Origin of the sequence: Alkaliphilus metalliredigens QYMF (genome assembly GCF_000016985.1) — a bacterium.
Lineage (GTDB): Bacteria > Bacillota > Clostridia > Peptostreptococcales > Natronincolaceae > Alkaliphilus_A > Alkaliphilus_A metalliredigens.
On the sequence record NC_009633.1, the window covers coordinates 3742835 to 3762265 of the forward strand.

Annotated in this window: 22 protein-coding genes and 1 other annotated feature; of the genes, 3 read left to right on the forward strand and 19 right to left on the reverse strand. The window is 36.4% G+C overall.

Annotated features, from left to right (window positions below):
- Nucleotides 1–9 precede the first annotated feature (9 nt).
- The 7 genes from glsA to ytxJ all read right to left on the reverse strand — a co-directional run bounded on the left by glsA (nt 10) and on the right by ytxJ (nt 6779).
- On the reverse strand, nt 10–927 hold the full coding sequence (glsA, locus tag AMET_RS17900; protein WP_012064724.1) for a glutaminase A: 918 nt from the start codon (nt 925–927) through the stop codon (nt 10–12).
- A gap of 46 nt (nt 928–973) precedes the next feature.
- Complete coding sequence (locus tag AMET_RS17905; protein ID WP_157047288.1) at nt 974–2650, reverse strand: nucleoside kinase; 1677 nt, start codon at nt 2648–2650, stop codon at nt 974–976.
- Between the two features lie 127 nt (nt 2651–2777).
- Nucleotides 2778–3212 (reverse strand): CBS domain-containing protein, encoded by a 435-nt coding sequence (locus tag AMET_RS17910; protein WP_012064726.1) that lies wholly within the window; start codon nt 3210–3212, stop codon nt 2778–2780.
- A 94-nt stretch (nt 3213–3306) separates the two neighbouring features.
- A complete protein-coding gene (proB, locus tag AMET_RS17915) occupies nt 3307–4101 on the reverse strand; it encodes a glutamate 5-kinase (protein ID WP_012064727.1) in 795 nt (264 codons plus the stop codon).
- 8 nt (nt 4102–4109) lie between these two features.
- Nucleotides 4110–5354, reverse strand: a complete 1245-nt coding sequence (locus tag AMET_RS17920; RefSeq protein WP_012064728.1) for a glutamate-5-semialdehyde dehydrogenase — start codon at nt 5352–5354, stop codon at nt 4110–4112.
- Nucleotides 5355–5445: 91 nt separating this feature from the next.
- Nucleotides 5446–5655, reverse strand: a binding site (T-box leader).
- Nucleotides 5656–5767: 112 nt separating this feature from the next.
- Nucleotides 5768–6301 (reverse strand): signal peptidase I, encoded by a 534-nt coding sequence (gene lepB, locus AMET_RS17925; RefSeq protein WP_012064729.1) that lies wholly within the window; start codon nt 6299–6301, stop codon nt 5768–5770.
- A gap of 121 nt (nt 6302–6422) precedes the next feature.
- The gene (ytxJ, locus tag AMET_RS17930) at nt 6423–6779 is read right to left on the reverse strand and encodes a bacillithiol system redox-active protein YtxJ (protein ID WP_012064730.1); all 357 of its coding nucleotides are present in this window, start codon (nt 6777–6779) and stop codon (nt 6423–6425) included.
- Nucleotides 6780–7025: 246 nt separating this feature from the next.
- Between ytxJ and AMET_RS17935 the strand changes: the two genes are divergently transcribed.
- Entirely contained in the window at nt 7026–7604 is a 579-nt protein-coding gene (locus AMET_RS17935; protein ID WP_012064731.1) for an MltG/YceG/YrrL family protein, read from the forward strand.
- A gap of 181 nt (nt 7605–7785) precedes the next feature.
- On the opposite strand, the gene AMET_RS17940 is transcribed toward AMET_RS17935, so the two are convergent.
- The 12 genes from AMET_RS17940 to AMET_RS17995 form a co-directional block, all read right to left on the reverse strand.
- Nucleotides 7786–8451 carry an HAD family hydrolase gene (locus AMET_RS17940; RefSeq protein ID WP_012064732.1) on the reverse strand — a complete coding sequence of 222 codons (666 nt, stop codon included), beginning with the start codon at nt 8449–8451 and terminating at the stop codon, nt 7786–7788.
- 89 nt (nt 8452–8540) lie between these two features.
- Entirely contained in the window at nt 8541–9248 is a 708-nt protein-coding gene (locus tag AMET_RS17945; protein WP_012064733.1) for a PrsW family intramembrane metalloprotease, read from the reverse strand.
- An 80-nt stretch (nt 9249–9328) separates the two neighbouring features.
- The gene (locus tag AMET_RS17950) at nt 9329–9913 is read right to left on the reverse strand and encodes an NAD(P)H-dependent oxidoreductase (RefSeq protein WP_012064734.1); all 585 of its coding nucleotides are present in this window, start codon (nt 9911–9913) and stop codon (nt 9329–9331) included.
- A 207-nt stretch (nt 9914–10120) separates the two neighbouring features.
- Entirely contained in the window at nt 10121–10693 is a 573-nt protein-coding gene (locus AMET_RS17955; RefSeq protein WP_012064735.1) for a manganese catalase family protein, read from the reverse strand.
- Nucleotides 10694–10713: 20 nt separating this feature from the next.
- Nucleotides 10714–10980, reverse strand: a complete 267-nt coding sequence (locus tag AMET_RS17960) for a spore coat protein CotJB (RefSeq protein ID WP_012064736.1) — start codon at nt 10978–10980, stop codon at nt 10714–10716.
- The gene (locus tag AMET_RS17965) at nt 10980–11207 is read right to left on the reverse strand and encodes a spore coat associated protein CotJA (protein ID WP_012064737.1); all 228 of its coding nucleotides are present in this window, start codon (nt 11205–11207) and stop codon (nt 10980–10982) included. Before AMET_RS17965 ends, AMET_RS17960 begins: the two co-directional genes overlap by 1 nt.
- A 236-nt stretch (nt 11208–11443) precedes the next feature.
- Nucleotides 11444–11962, reverse strand: a complete 519-nt coding sequence (locus AMET_RS17970; protein ID WP_012064738.1) for a peptidylprolyl isomerase — start codon at nt 11960–11962, stop codon at nt 11444–11446.
- 240 nt (nt 11963–12202) lie between these two features.
- Nucleotides 12203–13045, reverse strand: coding sequence for a putative beta-lysine N-acetyltransferase (gene ablB / locus AMET_RS17975; RefSeq protein ID WP_012064739.1), 843 nt, complete (start codon nt 13043–13045; stop codon nt 12203–12205).
- 561 nt (nt 13046–13606) lie between these two features.
- Nucleotides 13607–14716 (reverse strand): tRNA 2-thiouridine(34) synthase MnmA, encoded by a 1110-nt coding sequence (mnmA, locus tag AMET_RS17980; RefSeq protein WP_012064740.1) that lies wholly within the window; start codon nt 14714–14716, stop codon nt 13607–13609.
- 348 nt (nt 14717–15064) lie between these two features.
- Nucleotides 15065–15790, reverse strand: a complete 726-nt coding sequence (locus tag AMET_RS17985) for an amino acid ABC transporter ATP-binding protein (protein ID WP_012064741.1) — start codon at nt 15788–15790, stop codon at nt 15065–15067.
- Nucleotides 15791–15794: 4 nt separating this feature from the next.
- The gene (locus AMET_RS17990) at nt 15795–16478 is read right to left on the reverse strand and encodes an amino acid ABC transporter permease (RefSeq protein WP_012064742.1); all 684 of its coding nucleotides are present in this window, start codon (nt 16476–16478) and stop codon (nt 15795–15797) included.
- Between the two features lie 82 nt (nt 16479–16560).
- Nucleotides 16561–17403, reverse strand: coding sequence for a transporter substrate-binding domain-containing protein (locus tag AMET_RS17995; protein ID WP_012064743.1), 843 nt, complete (start codon nt 17401–17403; stop codon nt 16561–16563).
- A 466-nt stretch (nt 17404–17869) separates the two neighbouring features.
- On the opposite strand from AMET_RS17995, the gene AMET_RS18000 reads away from it, so the two are divergent.
- Both AMET_RS18000 and AMET_RS18005 read left to right on the forward strand, forming a co-directional pair.
- Complete coding sequence (locus AMET_RS18000; protein ID WP_041721025.1) at nt 17870–18964, forward strand: C40 family peptidase; 1095 nt, start codon at nt 17870–17872, stop codon at nt 18962–18964.
- A gap of 252 nt (nt 18965–19216) precedes the next feature.
- Nucleotides 19217–19414: a hypothetical protein gene (locus tag AMET_RS18005; RefSeq protein ID WP_041721028.1), complete on the forward strand. Its 198-nt coding sequence runs from the start codon at nt 19217–19219 to the stop codon at nt 19412–19414.
- The last annotated feature ends 17 nt before the right edge of the window (nt 19415–19431 follow it).

Consider the following 19431-nt stretch of genomic DNA (forward strand, 5'->3'; position numbering starts at 1 on the left):
ATCCATCCTTTAGAAAATAGATAGTCCATAGTCCTCAGCCATTTTTTGTAAAACCCTTACCCCCGCAATACTGTTTCCTTTTTCGTCTAATGATGGACCCACTACACCAATACCCATCTTTTTAGGCACTGAAGCCATAATGCCTCCACCTACCCCACTTTTGGCAGGAATACCTACCTTAATGGCAAACTCGCCTGATGCATTGTACATGCCACAGGTTACCATAAACGCCTCGGCCATCTTGATATATTTTTCATCAATCAGTTGTTGACCTGTTTCGAATAAAACACCCCCATTAGCTAAAAAGCGTCCGATTTTAGCAATGTCCTTACATGTTACTTCAATAGAGCATTGATTAAAATATAGATCTAGGTCTGATTCAATATCATTTTGCATAATGCCAACGTCCTTCATAAAGTAAGCCATGGATCGATTACGGTCACCTGTTATCTTTTCTGATCGATAGACCGATTGGTTAACCTGAAGGTTTGGATTCTCTGTTAACTGTCTAAAAAAACCTAGTATTCTCTCTAGCCTTTCCTTTTGAGAGTCTCCTTTGATCATAGATGTGACTGCAATGGCACCGGCATTAATCATTGGATTAAAAGGCTTCGAAGGTCTTACTACTTCCAGCTTCATCATAGAGTTAAATGGATCTCCTGTGGGCTCCATTCCCACCTTATCAAAGACATATTTTTCACCTCTATCTGATAAAGCCAGTAGCAATGTCACTACCTTGGAAATACTTTGAATCGTAAAAGGGTATTCGTAGTCTCCAACTCCGTACTCATTTCCATCAAGATCTGCTACGTAAATTCCCAGGGCCTCTTTGTTAGCCTTACTCAGTTCGGGAATATATGTGGGTAACTGCCCTCCTTGGATATGGTGTCGGTTTGTATCTAGAATCTTTTGTAATTGTTCATTCATGTCTTTAGTTTGCCCCCTTATATCTCTTTGGTATTACTGAAGCTAGTTATTTAAAACTGCTTCCCCCAATAAATTCACGTAAGATTGATGTTTTAGGAATATCATCTTCTTTATCTAAAGCTACAAAATAACTTAAAAATTTCAACAATCGTTTAGCCTCGGGATGATAGGGACTATTGTTGTCTACTTGTCGTAACAAAGGCTCTACATATTTTTTCAATACACCCAGTTCATAAAACATCGCGGAGTTAAACATCGCATCAGCATCCTCTTGAAAAGGAAAAATATTTTTTTCTTCTCCACGTCTAACCGAGGGCCATAGGGCTAGTGTTTTTTCTACATCAATGGATCTAAACTGATTATCCCTAACCATTCTTCTAATCATTCGTGTATCAGTAGTTGGAATACGATTATGTTCATCTACATTGATTTGGGTTAAGGCACTAATATAAACCTTAAACTTATTTTCTCTAGGAATAGCTTTGGTTAATTCATCATTCAAACCGTGGATTCCTTCTAGTACAATAGGTTGGTCCTTACCAATTTTCACTTTATGCCCCTTATACTCTCGTTTCCCTATATGAAAATTGAAGGTTGGAATTTCGACTTCCTCTCCTTTTATTAACAATTCAAGATGCTCATTAAAAAGTTCCAAGTCAATGGAATGAAGAGACTCAAAATCATATTCTCCATCTTCCCCCAAAGGGGTGTCTTCCCGATTTACAAAGTAATCATCTAATGAGATTGGTATGGGTTTAAGTCCATTTACCTTGAGCTGAATGGCTAATCGTTTGGAGAAGGTTGTCTTTCCAGAAGAAGTTGGCCCAGCAATTAAGATCACTCGTTTTCGATCAATGTTCTCTGTGATTTGATCTGCAATTTCAGCAATCTTTTTTTCATGTAATGCTTCTGCAATTCTAATGAATTCTCCTTCTTCCCTCTCTACGATCAAATCGTTTAATGAAGCAACATGATCTACATCTAGAATTTTCCCCCATTTTTCACTCTCTCTGAATATTTTGAAAAGCTTAGGTTGTTCTTCAAACACAGGGATTTGACCCAAGGCTGCAATTCTTGGATACTGAATAATAACTCCTGGAGCGTAATATTTCAGCTCAAACGCTTTCAGATACCCTGTAGTAGGAACCATATATCCATAAAAATAATTTTTTAACCATCCACACTGATACATATTGATATAGGGCTTTTCACGGTATTTTAACAGCTTCACTTTACCCATTTGCCCATATTCCCTAAATATATCCTTCGCTTCATCTATTGGAATCCGACTTTTTTCAAATCTAACATCTTCAGCAATAATGTCGTCCATTCGATTTTTAATCCTCTTGACGTCTTCTTCTACCAAGGGTCTCTTGTAATGTAGTTCACAATATAACCCTTTACTTAAGGAGTGTTCCACAGATACTTTGCACCCAGAAAAGAGTTCCATACAAACTCGGATAAATACAAAGGACAAACTTCTTTGATACACTCTCGACCCAATGGAATGACATACATCTATGAATTGGATATCACTATCCTCGTACAATTGGTAATTTAATTCTTTTAATTGATTATCAACAGTTGCTGTTACTATTAAATAATCCATCTCCTCCTGAAATTCTTTACTGAGTTCTTCAAGTGTTATACCAGATTCATAGTCAAATGGTCCTTTACCATTGATCATCAGGGCAACATGGCTGCCTGTCTTTTCATTAATCATTTTCAATCCCCCTAATGTTCTTTTTATATGTATTGTATTAGTACTCATAATCAATATATACCCTAATTTCTACTTCAATTAAAAAAGTTCCTGCTAATGAGCAGAAACTTTTTTTAGTCTTATGCCATTACTTCATGTTTTTTAGGTTACTTGGAGTAGAAATTTCACTTAGAGCGTCTCCAGCCTCATCGACATAAATATTTTTAACTGCTAAATCTCCAATGGCTAACATCCCTACGATTTGCCCATTTTCAACAACTGGCAAACGGCGAATTTGATTCTCCCCCATGACTCTAGCGGCTTCATGTATATCAGTTTCAGGAGAGACAGACACTAGATTTTGTGTCATGACCCTCTCTATTGTATCCGTCGCTTGAAGTCCTGCTGTTAATCCACGAATAACGATGTCGCGATCAGTGACAATCCCTACAGGTTGATTTTGTTGATTACAAACTGGAACTGAACCTATATCTAAACTTTTCATGATTTGTGCCACTTCATTTACTGTGCTATTTTGCTGGGCAAATGAAACTTGAGATGTCATGACTTCTTTTACTTTCATTTAATCTCCTCCTCATATACTTTTTCATCTCTATTTTTTGTATATGTGGCGGTTTTTATACCTACTATTTTTGATCAAAGGAGACATTATTCACTCATTTCCCTGCTTGAAAAATCGTGGCCTTTTCTGTGCCTTCTAGTAGTTTTAATAAGATGTTTTCCTTTTTTCCATTTGCAAGTATCATTGGAATTCCATAATCATTAACTGCTTTTGCCGCTTCAATTTTCGTGGCAATTCCCCCTGTACCAAATTCATTTACGTCCCCAACTTCAATTTTTTCAAGCAATTCGTCTATATTCATCACATTTTCTACTAATATGGCATCTTCATGCTCCTTAGGATTTTTATCATAGATCCCATCAATATCACTAAAGAGTATCAATAAATCCGCATTCCAAATATTTGTTGTTAATGCTGCAAGGGTGTCATTATCTCCTATTCTAATCTCCTCTACACTGACAGTATCATTTTCATTGATGATCGGGATTACGCCCTCATCTACTAGTGTAAATAATGTGTTTCTTATATTGAGTCTTCTATGAGCATCAGAAAAATCATCTCTTGTTAACAGCATTTGTGCAATAAAAACATTGTATGGCTCAAAGCATCTTCGATAAGCATCCATCAGCTCTACTTGTCCTATGGCACAAAGTGCCTGTTTATAGTTCATATCTTCTTTTCTCATCCACTTGCCTAGAGTCGAAACCCCAGCAATTCTTGCGCCTGATGATACAATCACAAATTGCTTTCCCTTGTCCCTCAGGTAAATGATTTGTTCACTTAGTTCCTTTAAAAAATTCTTGTTAATTGTTCCATTGTCATTAGACAGGGTATTACTTCCTATCTTAATTACAATTTTTTTACTCTTATTGATTAGTTCTTCTATCATCCTATTCACTACTTTCTAATTTGTCCATTTCCAACAATGGTATATTTGACAGTCACTAATTCATTTAATCCCATAGGTCCTCTAGCATGTATTTTTTGTGTACTAATTCCCATTTCTCCTCCAAAACCAAACTCACTACCATCTGTAAAACGAGTGGAGGCATTCACATACACTGCTGCTGCATCTACTTGCCGCAGAAACTGATTTGCATGACTTAAATTCTCCGTTAAAATGGCTTCTGAGTGCTTTGTTCCAAAATGATTGATATGCTCAATGGCTTCATCAACATTTGGCACCACTTTAACCGCTACAATATAATCCAAGAATTCCTCTGCCCAATCATCCTCTATTGCTAGTTTTCCCCCGATTAGGCTTTGTGTATGCTGACAGCCTCTTATTTCCACTTGCTTTCCGATCCGCCCACTTACCTTTGGAAGCAAATCTTTAGCTATTTTTTCATGGATCAAGACTGTTTCACAAGCATTGCATACTCCTGGTCGTTGTACCTTTGCATTTTCAATAATATCAACTGCTTCATCAATATTTGCACTTTCATCAACAAATATATGACAATTACCTACTCCCGTTTCTATTGTGGGTACAGTTGCATTTTTCACAACAAAATCAATCAGTTCTTTTCCACCTCGAGGTATGATTAGATCGATATATTCATTTAATGTCAGCATTTCTTTTACAAGCCCTCTATCTGGATCATCAATTAAACTAATGACAGCCTCTGAAACATCACTGTTTTTCAATCCTTCTTTAATTGCATGCACTAAAGCCCGATTAGAGAAGATTGATGTGGAGCTTCCTCTTAACAGGACTCCATTTCCACTTTTTAATGTTAAACAAAATGCATCAACAGTCACATTAGGTCTTGATTCATAGATGATCCCGATAACACCTATTGGAACCGTCATTTTGCTCACTGTTAACCCATTTTCTAATGTCCACACTTCATTACTTTTCCATACTGGGTCCTTTAACTCAATGATCGTTTGGATTCCTTTAATCATTCCTTCTACTCTATCCTTTGTCAGCCTCAATCTGTCTACTAAGCTCTCTTTCATCCCTTTTGCTTCTGCATTTTCAACATCTTTTTGATTTTCTTGAATGATAAATGATTCATTTTTTTGTAAACTGATAGCCACTTGTCTTAATGCTTCATTCTTATCCTTTGTATTCATTGAAGATAGTTGCTTTGATGCATTTTGTAGCACTTTACATTGTTCCATTAAATTGGTCATCATCAATACTCCTTTCGTATTTTACGCTTGTATATTTTGTGAAATCTTTTTATATACTTGAAAAAACATTATACAAAAAAAGCACTCATCCCATGAAAGGGACGAGTGCTTACCCGCGTTACCACCCTAATTAGCCAATCGTGAAATTGACTCTCTTAGTATAATCTTAACGTGATTATCCCCGTAGTGACTTAGTCATCACCTGCTCTAGAGTGGGTTCAAAAAGCTAGTCTACAAGGCTCTCACCATTACCTTATTCTCTGTAAAACATTACTTTTATACTATTCTCCGTCACCGCACTTTTCCGATAATAGATTTATTAAAAATAATTATAAGTAATTACCCACAGCCTGTCAATGTTTTTTTGCATAAATCAACAGTTAATCGACAGTTATTTGTTATTAATTAATATCTATTTAAGCCTTTGCAATCGATAGGGGTCCAATTCTATTAAAGGGAAATAGTCGTATGAAAGCCTTCCCCATGATGTCATCAATCTCTATCAATCCCAGTATATCATCTCGACTATCTAGACTATTGTTTCGGTTATCTCCCATTGCAAATATTTTTCCCTCTGGAACAACTAAGTCTACTTGTCCGTAGGTATAATCCTCAGCAATATAGGTTTCCTCAAGCATTTCTCCATTAACATAGACCTCTCCATTGGCGATGGTTATTTCATCACCAGGCACACCAATCACCCGTTTAATAAGTAATTTATCTTTTCCACCAATGGTCTTAAGTGATGATTGAAAAACAACAATATCCCCCTTATGAGGAGTGCCTCGATTATATAACAATCTATTGATAATTAAAAAGTCATTTTCCTCCAAAGTTGGACTCATGGAGTAATTTTTTACAATGGTTGGCTTAACAAATGTGGTTATTGCCAATGCAATTATCAATGCCAATGCAATGGTCTTGATCCACTCTATTATCTCTTTTTTCATTTTCATCCCCCTAATGCCTATCAATAGAATTCCATAGACCATTTTACCACTGTTCATATTTTATTGCAAATATTTAAGACATCCCGCTCATAGTAGGACGGGATGCCCCTTTCTTAGGTATCTAAAAACCAACAAATTCGCTGACAACTTCAAGCAGTTGATCCGTTGTAATACCATTACCACTTTCATCCCAGGCCACTTCTGCTTCTATGACTAAGATGATCTGGGGTGTGTCATGGTTTACCTCCAAGAGCTCCTCAACTGCATCAGATACTTCCATATCTTCCCGAACGTATACAACTGTAGACATGATATCTTCTTCATTTTCTTCTATAAAGTCTTTGTACTGTTGAAAAACATCCTCACTTTCTTGCTTTGCCACATCATGCTTGAATATAAAGACAGGCTTCTTATGTGATTTCTTTATTAGTTTTTCTAAATCCTCTACGGTATCTATTTCTTTGATTTTTTTTGCCATTTGACACCCTCCCCTTGCAAGCTTTTAACTACTAATTGTATATTAGCTATTTAAACATATTATAACTGCTATTGCAATTATTATGTAATTTTCATGATTTTAAACATTAGTTGGAAATATCAAGAACAATTATTTGATCATTCTATCTCTAAAGGGATAAATTACATCCGTCTTTACCTTGAAATTTGCTTTCTATATGTGCTATGCTTAAAAAAGACAATACATAAAGAAGGAGAATGGATAAATATGGAAAAGTTAAAAGACTTAATCTATGACTATTCAGATATTTTACTAGGGATGGTCATTGTAGTTGGTATGTTTATTGTTATCTCCTTCAGCCTTGGGGCTTGGTTTGATGACAATAATCTTGTGGTTATTGCAGCAAGTGATTCCCAAGCGGAAACGACACCACCTATCAACAATTTCCCTGAAATTCATGATGATGAAATAGAAGAATCTGCTGAATTGGATTCCGAAATATCTGGTGAAACAGAAGAATCCGCTGAATTGGATTCCGAAATATCTGGTGAAACAGAAGAAGTGACTGCAGAAGCAGAAGTACCTGTGGTGGAATCTACTGAACCAGTCGTTGTCGTTGAAGCGCCCATCACCCCTGAAGTCATGAAGATAACGATTCCAAATGGAACTCCTGGAGTCAGGATTGCTGGTATTCTAGTTGACAATGGTTTAATTGAAGATGGACAAGTCTTTGTTCAATTAGCTGAAGAGTTGAACTTAGCCTTAAAATTGAAGTCTGGTACCTTTGACATTCCCGTCAATTCCTCAATTGAAGAAATGATTCGTATTATCTCAGGGACAAATTAGAATAGAGACCTTACAGGTCCTCTACCCAGACTATTGAAAATTGAAAATGCTCATCTTCTTAGTTACTTCAAAACCCCAGCACCCTTACGTATTTCATCTATACGCTTCGGTGCTGGGTTTTCCTGTGCCTCTAACCTAAACGTTTTTGAACAGTCTACACTTTATTACTTTTTTCTACAAACTATCCTACTTGACTTTTTTCTTCAATGAAATCAGATAATGTCTCTACATAGATATCAACAATTCCCTTAAGCTCCAGAAGAGAGTCCTTTGAATATTCATCATAAACCCCTATCACTTTCATGCCTGCAGCCTTACCTGCCAAGGCTCCCGCAACAGTATCTTCAAATACCAGTGTCTTTCTAGGGTTCACATTTAAATTTTCGGCAACCTTAAAAAAAACATCGGGATGTGGCTTTCCTTTAGCAACCTCACATGAAGTGACGATGGAGTGAAAGTATTTTTTCAAGTTATGCTGACTCAATACGCCTTCTACTAGTTCCGCTGAGCAGCTGGTTCCCAGACCAATTTTAATTCCCTTTGCCTTTAGAATTTCAATAAATTCCTTTGCACCAGGCTTTAATTGAATCTTATTTTTGTAATATTCCTGTCCTATTTCAATCCATTCCTTTTTAATTGCTTCAACAGATTCTGGTAAATTGAAGGTCTTTTTGAAAAACGCAGCTGTTTCTGTGAAGCTCATGCCTTCAATTCCTTTTCCCAAATCTTCAGGCAGTAAAATCCCCCTCTTTTCTAAGAATTCAACATCAATTTTCATCCAAACCCACATGGAATCGATTAAAGTTCCATCTAAATCAAAAATCACCGCTTCAATATCTTGTAGCATTTTTATCCCCCTTGCTTGACCATCAATTCACCATTTTAGCATCCCATGGCTCCAGTCAATTGAATTGTTATATCATATTGTATCATATTTCATTCCTCTTTTTCATTAATTCGATTAAAGTGATCACGGCTCTCCTTCGTATAGCGATTCAGACGAATTATATTCACACGCCATAGATAAATCACATAAGGAAGGAATAGCAGCATCAGTATGGGGATTTGTGCCATTAATATAAAGTTGAATAATCCATGAAATACGATTGGCACAATCAGTGATTTCGTAAAATACTTAGACCTGAGTTCTTTATCCTCTGTATATTTTGCTAGAGATAGATAATACCCCATGGTGACCCCAAATAACATATGAGCTGGAACAGATAAAATGCCTCTCATAATTCCCACATAGTAATTGCCTGTATATCTAAATACCACATACATGATATTTTCTACAGTGGCAAATCCTAGTGCAGAAAAAACAGCATAAATAATGCCATCTAGTTTTTCATTAAAATGTCTACTATGATACGCCCCAAAAAGAATAGCCAACCGTTTGAAATATTCTTCTGTAAACCCTGCCACCATAAAAGCAATATAGACGGTTGATAATATTCCCGGAAGTATATTAATTGAGAGCAATAACCTTTGAATCACAATAACTGGCAGTACGCTTAATGCACCTAAAGCAAAAACCTTCAACAATAATCCTAAGGGCTCTCGATCATATCGATCAGCAAAATAAAAGGCCATTCCGATGGCTATCGTTGGCGTGATTGCAATAATGAACAATCTCAATATCATATGTTTCTCCTTTCATTTTTGATATCTTCACACAAATTCATTACTGTATATGTACTTTCAAATACTTGATTTAATTCTATTTAAAGGCGACTCACTAAGCTGGCTACCTGTTGAAGCATTTCTTGTCTCTTCTCATCAGTGGTGCTGGTAACTTGAAAAAGATTTTCATATGTGACATCGCTGATACCAGAAAAATTAAAAATTCCCTTGATAAGCATCGTTTCAATTGCTTCTAAAGTTCCTTCATTTTGCATCTTCTCCTGGTTAGCCCCTGAGGTCGTAATAATGAGAGCCCGTTTGTCTCCTAGCAGTCCTTTTATGGTTCCATCTTCCTGATGTTCATAGGCAAATCCATGGCTCAACACTCGGTCAATCCATCCCTTTACGATAGCAGGAGGTGCAATCCACCATATGGGGAAAATGAATATTAGGTTTTCTGCCCATCTCACATCGTTCTGCTCTAATGCAATATCATCTGCCACAGTTCCTTTTCTCATTTGCATTAAATCATTAACAGTCAAAATTCCATTAAAATTCATTGCGTATAAATCCTTCACGATATATTCGACTCCATTTTCCTTCAATTGATTTTCTACAACATATCGTATTGCCCCATTGAAGCTATCTGAATTAGGATGTGCAAATATGACCAGCGTTTTCATCATCAACCCCTCCTCAATTAAATCTTATTCTTATTATCGGTTTATTTTACGCTTTTTACACAAAATTCGTCTGACGCTACCGCGTCGACTCATAGCGCACTTAAATCTTTAACGGGCGTTGTTTAAGATTTCAAGTGCTTAAATGTAATTCGTCTGACGCTAGCGCGTCGACTCATAGCGCACAAAAAAAGATCAGGTGTATCACCTGATCTAATATATTTTCTTGGTTTCTTTGTATTCTTGTACGATACGTAGTGCTTCTCCAAAGCGTTGGAAGTGCACTACCTCTCTCTCCCTTAAAAATCTCAATGGGTCCTTCAGCCCAGGATCATCAGTTAGATCCAATAAATTTTCATATACCGTTCTTGCTTTTTGCTCTGCTGCCATATCTTCATGTAAGTCAGCTATGGGGTCAGCATGGGCTTGAATATATGCAGCTGTCCATGGTACTCCATTAGAGTCCGAAGGAAATTGGGCCCCGTCTCGAATGGCATAAAATGATCCAAGTCCAGCTTCCTCTATTTCAGCTATGGTTGCATCCTTCATCAATTGATAAATCATGGTATTGATCATTTCAACATGAGCTAGTTCTTCGGTGCCTATATCTGTCAGCAATGCCTTGGATTCATTGGTGGGCATGGTATATCTTTGATTTAAATAACGTATGGCAGCCGATAATTCCCCATCGGGTCCGCCGTACTGGGTGAGTAGGTATCTAGCCATACGCAAATCTTTTTGGCCTACATGTACGGGATATTGCAATTTTTTTTCATAAATCCACATATACTTTCCTCCCTATTCCTTTAGTATTGTTTTTCCCAGGGCCATGGTCCCTCTACCCATTGCCAAGGATAGCGACTTGGTGAAAATCCAAAATTCAGCAATGGTCCATGGGCCATTTCATATTGCTTCTTCAATGCCATCAATTGCTGGTGTAAATGATTATACCGAGCTAAGGCCTTTTGATCACAGCGATGTGTATCTAGATAAAGATTTAACTCAAGGGCTGCAAATTCCACTTCTTGTATACAGGTTAACAAAGCTTTCCTATCATGTGTTCTTTCATGCATTACCTCTCCCCCTTCCAATGTTTATCCTCTGGTACATAGGGCTGGAATAGTTCCGGAAAAAGCGTTCCCTTCATCAGTGCTTCACTGAGGGAATAGGCGTCTACAAAGCTCTGATAAGGTATATACGCGTTTGCCAACATGACTTGCCTTGGCATAAAGGGGATGGGATAGATATAGCATGGATCTCCCACCGGTGGTAAATAATGTGTTGGGTTATTTGGGTACACAGATCCTTCCTCCTTTTATTAAATGATGGAAGTAGCGTAAGTTACACGTAAATATTCTCATTTCATTTCATGAAGCCCGCTACGTAGTATCATCATATTCACAAATGTGGTTTTCTGTGTTTTATTTATCATGATTTTTAAGATGGCACATATACTTTAGAATGAGGATTTTTTCTCTACCTACACACAGAAAAGCGCCTACTATTCATTTGAATAGTAGGCGCTTTTGATTTATTTTACAATTTTTCTGGCTCTGGGTACTCGGTATCGAAGGTTTCTACTGTGACTTCCTTCATCACCTGATCTTCAAGGGGTTTATCTCTTGGATCACGCTTTACGGAAACAATTTTATCAACTTCTTCTATTCCTTCGGTGACCTTACCAAATCCTGCATACTGTCCATCTAAGTGTGAAGCATTATCTGCCATAATAAAAAATTGCGAGCCTGCAGAGTTGGGATTCATTGAACGAGCCATAGAAAGGACTCCTTTCGTATGAACCAGATCATTTTTAAAGCCATTTCCACTAAATTCACCTTTGATGGAATATCCTGGTCCGCCAATGCCTAGTCCTTCCGGATCTCCTCCCTGAATCATAAATCCTGGAATTACACGATGGAAAATTACGCCATTGTAAAATCCTTTTTTGATTAAAGAGATAAAGTTATTGACAGTATTAGGTGCAATTTCAGGGTAAAGCTCTGCTTTAATCTCCTTGCCACTTTCCATTGTAATTGTCATAATTGGATTTTTCATTATCATCTTCCTTTCTTCTTATCGGTTGATTTTATATATACATCATCTTTGAAATAGACTTGGGTTAGATTCAGCTATAAAATCTCCTCTGAATGACGTCTTAGTTTATCTTACTACAGTATGCGTCATTTTTCCACATTTTATCAATATCCCCAGGAATTTTTTATAAATTCATAACATACGCGTACAAAAAAGGGATAGATAATATATTCTTTTGTATTATCTATCCCTTTCTACAATCTATGTTTTTAAGATTTTTACCCATATATTCATGTCTTCAAAACTTCCTGAAATGTCACAATTTTGAATTAAAGTCCCTTGAAACCCGTAACCATGTTTTGCTACTGCATGATTCATCCCGTAGGATTGTGCTCTCGTTAAAGAAAATAAATTAGGTACTTCTTTTACTCTAAGTCGATCCTCTAAGTGAAACATAATTCTTGTGAGCAAACCCTTTCCTCGGTACTCAGGCAATGTGGCACAATCAGTAATTTCCGCATTGTTATACTTCGGATTGATGTCTGCTGAAGCAATGCTCACAATTCTATCCTCATGGGTGACCAAAGAAAATAATGTGTCTTCTTTCATTACTTTTTTAACGTATTTGGGTTCATTCATCGGTGTTGGATAGCTTTTAAATACCTTTCCAAAGACATTAGCCATTTCAATAACATCACTTTCCTTCGCCCTTCTGAGTTCAAAACCTTCCGGCAAATCTAATGTTTTTGGAATTGTATTCTTCTCTTGGGCACTTTCAATAATATGCCGCTGTTCTTCTTTCAGTGGCTGGACTGTTCTTGATTGATTTAAAAATATAGAGTAGATAAAGGCTGTCTCACCATCAAAAAAACCTTCGATTTCTCCCTCTTTCTTCAAAGGAAGTCCTCTTAGTAAAGAGATATCCTCTTCCTGACCATAGACAGTAATTTTATCAATATTCTGTTTTAAGGCTGCTTTTTTAAGTGCATCTAGTTCCTCTTCTAACCAGTCACTATCATATTGATATAAAATAACCCTCTTATTTGTTACATCTAATATAATATCTTCATTTTTTTCTTCTCGTTCGACTATTTGCTTTAACATAGCATCCTCCTTCAATTTTAAGTTTGAATTTTCATAGCTGCAAGAAAGCACCTTTTTTTAGATACAAAAAATACCCTTCCTTATTAAAGAGGAAGAGTATCCAGATTTCGCCTTATCGACTCATCTTAAACCACCATAAATATGATAGTCTATTACTGGCCCATTTGAGCCCGTAAGAATCACATCTCTATCGGATGTTTTTCTCTATGGGTTTTGGCACTACGAACATGCTTATTGGAATCTGTTGATAACATATCCCAACTCACACATTTGCCTTTTTCACCATAGATACTTCACATACTTGATATTGTGTACTTTCTTGCTCTCTATTATATCACATTGGGATTTACTGTCAACTTGACCTAGGTCACAGAATTCATATGAATTATTTGGTAAGATAGCATTAAAGTAGTTTATTTACTTGATTCAGTAAATTCCTTACAAATCCATGGTAATGCATTACATAACATCTCATCAAAAAATAAAACATTGCAATCCATCAAATTTAGTTATTGAAGTACTGGGACTTTTGCTTAAGTAGGTCGTTTTATCTATTTAAAATTAAAGTTCCTGAACTGTTTTAATGGTTTCATCAATAATTCCGCCTCCTAGGCAGGCTTCTCCATTGTAGAAAACAACTGCTTGTCCAGGTGTCACTGCTTTTTGTGGTCCATCAAATAGTACCTTACAGGTATCGCCCCCTGTTAACTGTACTGTCACATTTTGATCTGGCTGACGATATCTAAACTTAGCTGTGCATGTAAATGTTTGTGGTATCTCCTTTTCACTGACCCAATGAAGATCCGTTGCCAATAGACCATATGTATATAAGCTTGGATGATCTTCTCCTTGAACAACATATAAAATGTTATTCTTTAGATCCTTGCTTACAACAAACCAAGGCTCTCCACTTCCAGAACCACCGATTCCTAGACCTTTTCTTTGTCCTAGTGTATGATACATCAATCCATCGTGCTTGCCTTTTACATTTCCCGATAAATCTCGCATCTCTCCTGGTTGAGCAGGTAAGTACTGACTCAAAAACTCCTTAAAATTTCGCTCTCCTATAAAACAAATTCCTGTACTATCCTTCTTCTTTGCTGTCACGAGATCATGGGCTAAAGCCATTTCTCTCACTTTTTTCTTATCAATATGTCCAATTGGAAACATCGCTTTAGATAATTGATATTGTCCTAATGTATTTAAAAAGTATGTTTGATCCTTGTTACTATCTACACCTCGTAGCAGACGATACTCTCCATCTTTATAATCTACCTGGGCATAATGACCTGTGGCCAGATAATCTGCCCCTAGCTTAAGGGCATGCTCTAAAAACGCCTTAAACTTTATTTCTTTATTGCACATGACATCGGGATTTGGCGTTCTACCCTTTTTATATTCATCTAAGAAATATTGAAATACTTTTTCCCAATATTCTTTTTCAAAGTTTACGGTATAATAAGGAATACCAATTTGCTCACATACCCGTCTCACATCTTCATAATCTTCCGCTGCGGTACAATAGCCATATTCATCGGGCTCATCCCAGTTTTTCATGAAAATTCCGATCACATCATAGCCTTGTTCCTTTAATTTCAAAGCAGCTACAGAAGAATCCACACCACCGGACATACCAATGACGACCTTTGTATCCTTTGGGTCCTTTTTCATTTGTTTTACCTCCTTGGTACATATTGCAACCTAAAGCATTTCAAAAAATAACAAATCAATATAACAGTTTATTTTCTTTTTAATGCCTAATATGTATTTTTCCCTAAATCACTATTTTTAATAGCATCTTACCTTGCACCCATATACATCAATACATTGTTTCATAAATGCTCAAGAAATATTATAGCATATCTATGGCACAATGGACAGTGAACTGGTTTTAGCAAAATCAAAATAAAAAGCACTTAGCTTTGAAATTGAGGTCATCTCAAAGTCAAATCTAAGTACTCATTTATATCTACTTAAGGCTGGACTGAAGCTCAGGTTATATTGAGAACTTCCTACAGATTAAAAATGAATTTGACCAAAAAATGCCTTTAACCTTTCATGCTTTGGGGTTTCAAAAATTTCTTGAGGTGTCCCCTGTTCTGCAATGACTCCTTCAAGCAAAAAAATTACCTTATCTGCCACTTCTTTTGCAAATCCCATTTCGTGGGTTACAATAATCATGGTCATTCCCTCTTTGGCTAAATCCTTCATAACCGCCAAAACTTCCCCAACCAGCTCCGGGTCCAGGGCAGAAGTTGGTTCATCAAACAAAACAACCTTTGGTTCCATTGCTAATGTCCTTGCAATTGCCACTCTTTGTTGCTGTCCACCAGATAGCATTGCAGGATATTGATTTGCTTTATCTGATAAACCCACTTTCTCTAATAATGCCAATGCTTTTTCCTTGGCTGTATTCTTATCTTCTTTTTTTACTGTTAGGGGCCCTTCCATAACATTTTCCAAAGCAGTCATATGGGGAAATAAATTAAATCGTTGAAATACCATTCCTACCTTTTGTCTAGTCTCGGTAATATCCTTTGCTCTATCCAAGATCTGTTTACCCTCAACCCATATTTCCCCTTGATTTTTTCTCTCTAGATAGTTGATGCATCTTAGGAGTGTACTCTTGCCAGAACCACTGGAACCAATCATACAAACAACTTGCCCTTCTGTTACTTCCATGTTGATTCCTTTCAAAACCTCAAGATCTCCAAAATATTTATGCAAATTTTTAATTTGTATCATGATTTCACCTCTCATATACTTTAAGTCGTGCTTCTATTTTCAATAATCCCTTAGACAACACGGTTGTAATAATCATATAATAACTCCCTGCAATAAAATACATGGGCCATGGATTAAATGTTGCTGCTGTATATTGTCTTGTTAGCATTAGTGTTTCTGTTATTGTGATGACACTGGCTAAAGATGAATCCTTAATGGCAATAATGAACTGGTTTCCCAAAGAGGGCACAGAGCGTTTAAATGCTTGAGGCAATGTGACCCTTTTCATAGCTTGCCATTTTGTCATCCCTAGGGCTGAAGCTGCTTCTTTTTGACCGTAATCAATGGACTCAATGGCTCCTCTAAATATCTCACTAATGTAAGCACCATTATGAAAGGCTAATCCAATGACAGCTGATATAAAAGGGGATAGTTTGATACCTATTTCAGGTAAAGCTTGAAAAATAAATATAAGCTGTAAGAGCAATGGTGTTCCTCTAACCACACTAATATATATATCAATGGCCTTCATCAACGGCTTAATTTTTGTCATTTTCAACATGGTAGCCAATAAACCAAATACGGTCCCTAGTAAAATTGAAAAGAATGATAGCTGTAAAGTAAGTTTCACACCGGGTAAAAATTTTGGTGCAAATGTGATGACGACTTGCACAAAATTCATTATCTCATTTATTATTTCATTGAACATCTAAAGTCCCCCCGTTCCTGCATAAAACTAGAAATGGGCAATATCACTATTACCCATTCCTCATTACAAGTTATGCTTACATTTAGTTATCTAATATATTCGTTCCGAACCACGTATTACTAATCTCTGCATATGTACCATCTTGAATAATCTCTTGTAATGCATCATTAACTGCATCTAACAAATCTGTATCATCTTTTCTAATAGCAATTCCGATTTCTTCAATATATAAGGGCTCTCCCACAGGTTTTAATGGCATATCAAAGGATTCAATTCCATGTAGTCCCACCAATAATCCTGTTATCAACCCATCAGATCTTCCCTGTTGAACAGCTCTCATATTATCTACATCACTCTCAAACTGCAAAATATCAGTTACATTCTCCATATCAACCAAAAAGTCTTGGAAGGTAGTTCCTGTTACAACCCCAACAGCTGCATCCTCTATTTGTGATAAATCATTTTCCTCAAGCTCTTCACTACCAAAAAATTGTGCACCATCATAATAATAAGGAGTTGAAAAATTAACTCTTTCTAATCTTTCATCCGTAATGGCCATACTACCAATAATCATATCAAAACGTCCACTGGTTAATCCACTAATAATTCCATCCCATAAAACCGTCATTGGTTCTGCTTCCACACCCATTTTTTCTGCAATGGCATTGGCAATATCAATATCAAAACCGATTAATTGTCCATCGGTATCGATAAAGTTAAATGGTGGATATGCACCAGTCATGGCAAAGGTCAAGGACCCCCTTGCATTAATGTCCTCTAGTGTCCCTCCATCCACATCAATTTCAACGTTAGCGTCACTATCCATATCAGGGTCAGTTTCAACGGGCTCAACATTCTCCCCGGCACACCCAACCATAAATAGTAACATCATAATTAAAAATACGGTACCTAGTTTTTTCATCATTTTTTCCCTCCATATTAATATATTTTGGGCTGTCGACAGCAAAACTTTCACGTGAATATGCAAATTTAGCTTATGATCATTTTACTATAATTTTCCTTATTTATCAAAGTGGATAATCCTGCTTTAATTCCCAGTAGCACAGCTACCTATCTATCTACTCTAGTCTGATGCCACATTCTTAGTAATCCTCTGGTATACTTTTACATCCTTGTCTATGTTTTATTATATTTAACATGACTCGAATCCCATCTACTATCATATGATAATAATAAAGACAGGTATTTAACAGAATTCTTATATGCTCAGTAGTCTTTTATCTATTAATCTTTTAGTAGAAAATAATTTTTATTAATTATTTTCCATTATTTAAAGGAATTCAATAAAAAAAACAGAATTATATAATGTGTGAATAATGAAAAACTTTAGGTGGTGGATTTATTATATGAATATACTGAAGAGGAAATCTATGGCATTAACACTGATAATACCTATCATTGCAACAGGTTTATCAACTTCCTTTGTTTTTGCAGAGGAAAAAGATGCGACGATCATTTCTAACCAAGGAATTTTAAGAAATCTAGCGAATTTCCAAGGGGAAGTCATTGAAACACTGCCAATTGGAACTCAAGTAATGGTTAAGGAAACAACCCAGGATTGGTACCAGGTTCAATTACAAGGTGGCAATACCTCAGGTTGGATTTATAAAGATATTCTGATAAAAAATGAAGAGACTACGAATACTTTTAAAAAGGGAACGATTACAGCCAACATACTAAATGTGCGTTCTATCCCTTCAACTGATGGTAGTATTGTAACCAAATTATCTAATGGCTCTGATGTCACTATCCTTGATACAAAGGATCAATGGTATCAAATTCAATTAGCCAACGGAACAAAGGGTTTTGTTCATAGTGACTTTGTCACTTCTATTCCGAGCTACCCTAAGGCTAAGGTATTAAAGGATTATAGCTCTCTTAGAGAAAAACCAAACTCCAACAGTCCTCTGGTTATGGGACTTAATACAGCTGATGTTATTTATATAAAGGGATACGATAATGGATGGTACCATGTGGTAACAAAGGATTTTATAGAGGGTTTTATCAAGAGTGAAGTGGTCACACTACACATTGATATGACAAACCCCGTTAGTCGTTCAGGTTCTAGAACTGCCACACTTACCGGCATCAAATCAGTTACGGAAAAATATTTAGGGAAGCCTTATCAGTATGGAGCCAGTGGACCGAATGCTTTTGATTGCTCAGGCTTTACTTCTTATATTCTTAGCACCTATTATAAAGACTATCTTAGACAAAAACAGATCAATTTACCAAGATCCTCTAGAGATCAGGCCAATGTGGGTACTCGAATTAATCGAAATCAGCTTCAAACAGGGGATTTAGTATTCTTTAATAATGGTACAAGTCGAATTCAACATGTAGGTATCTATATTGGAGACAATCAATTTATTCATTCAGCTTCAGGGAGAAATAGTGGCATTATTATCTCTTCCCTAAGTGAGAGCTACTATGACCGCGGATACCATACAGCAACAAGATTATAAACGAGACTTTGTTTGTTTATTCGGAAGAAATTTTTGACTTCCTCTAAAAAGATAAAATCCGGCTAGAACCTATAGGGTGTTTTCATCCCTACTGAGTTCTAGCCGGATTTACTTTGGAGATATCGTGACCTTTCCCCCTATATACCTTACAACCTTTAATCTCATTAAAATGAGAACCCTTTATGTAAATCCCACATATTATATACCAAGACTAGAGATAGTCTTTAGAACAACAAAAGGTAGGTGAAATATATGAGTGAAGTTGCAGCAACGCAACGTGGTTTGTTTGGTGGATTCGGTGGACAAAGCAGTTTACTATTCTTCTTCTTATTGCTTGTGCTTATATTCTGTAACTGTTCTATATTCAGAGGTGCTGGAGATAGTCTACTATTCTTCTTCTTATTGCTAGTTGTTCTTTTTGGTGGAAGAACTCTATTTGGAGGTTGCTAGAAATAACTGCAAATCCA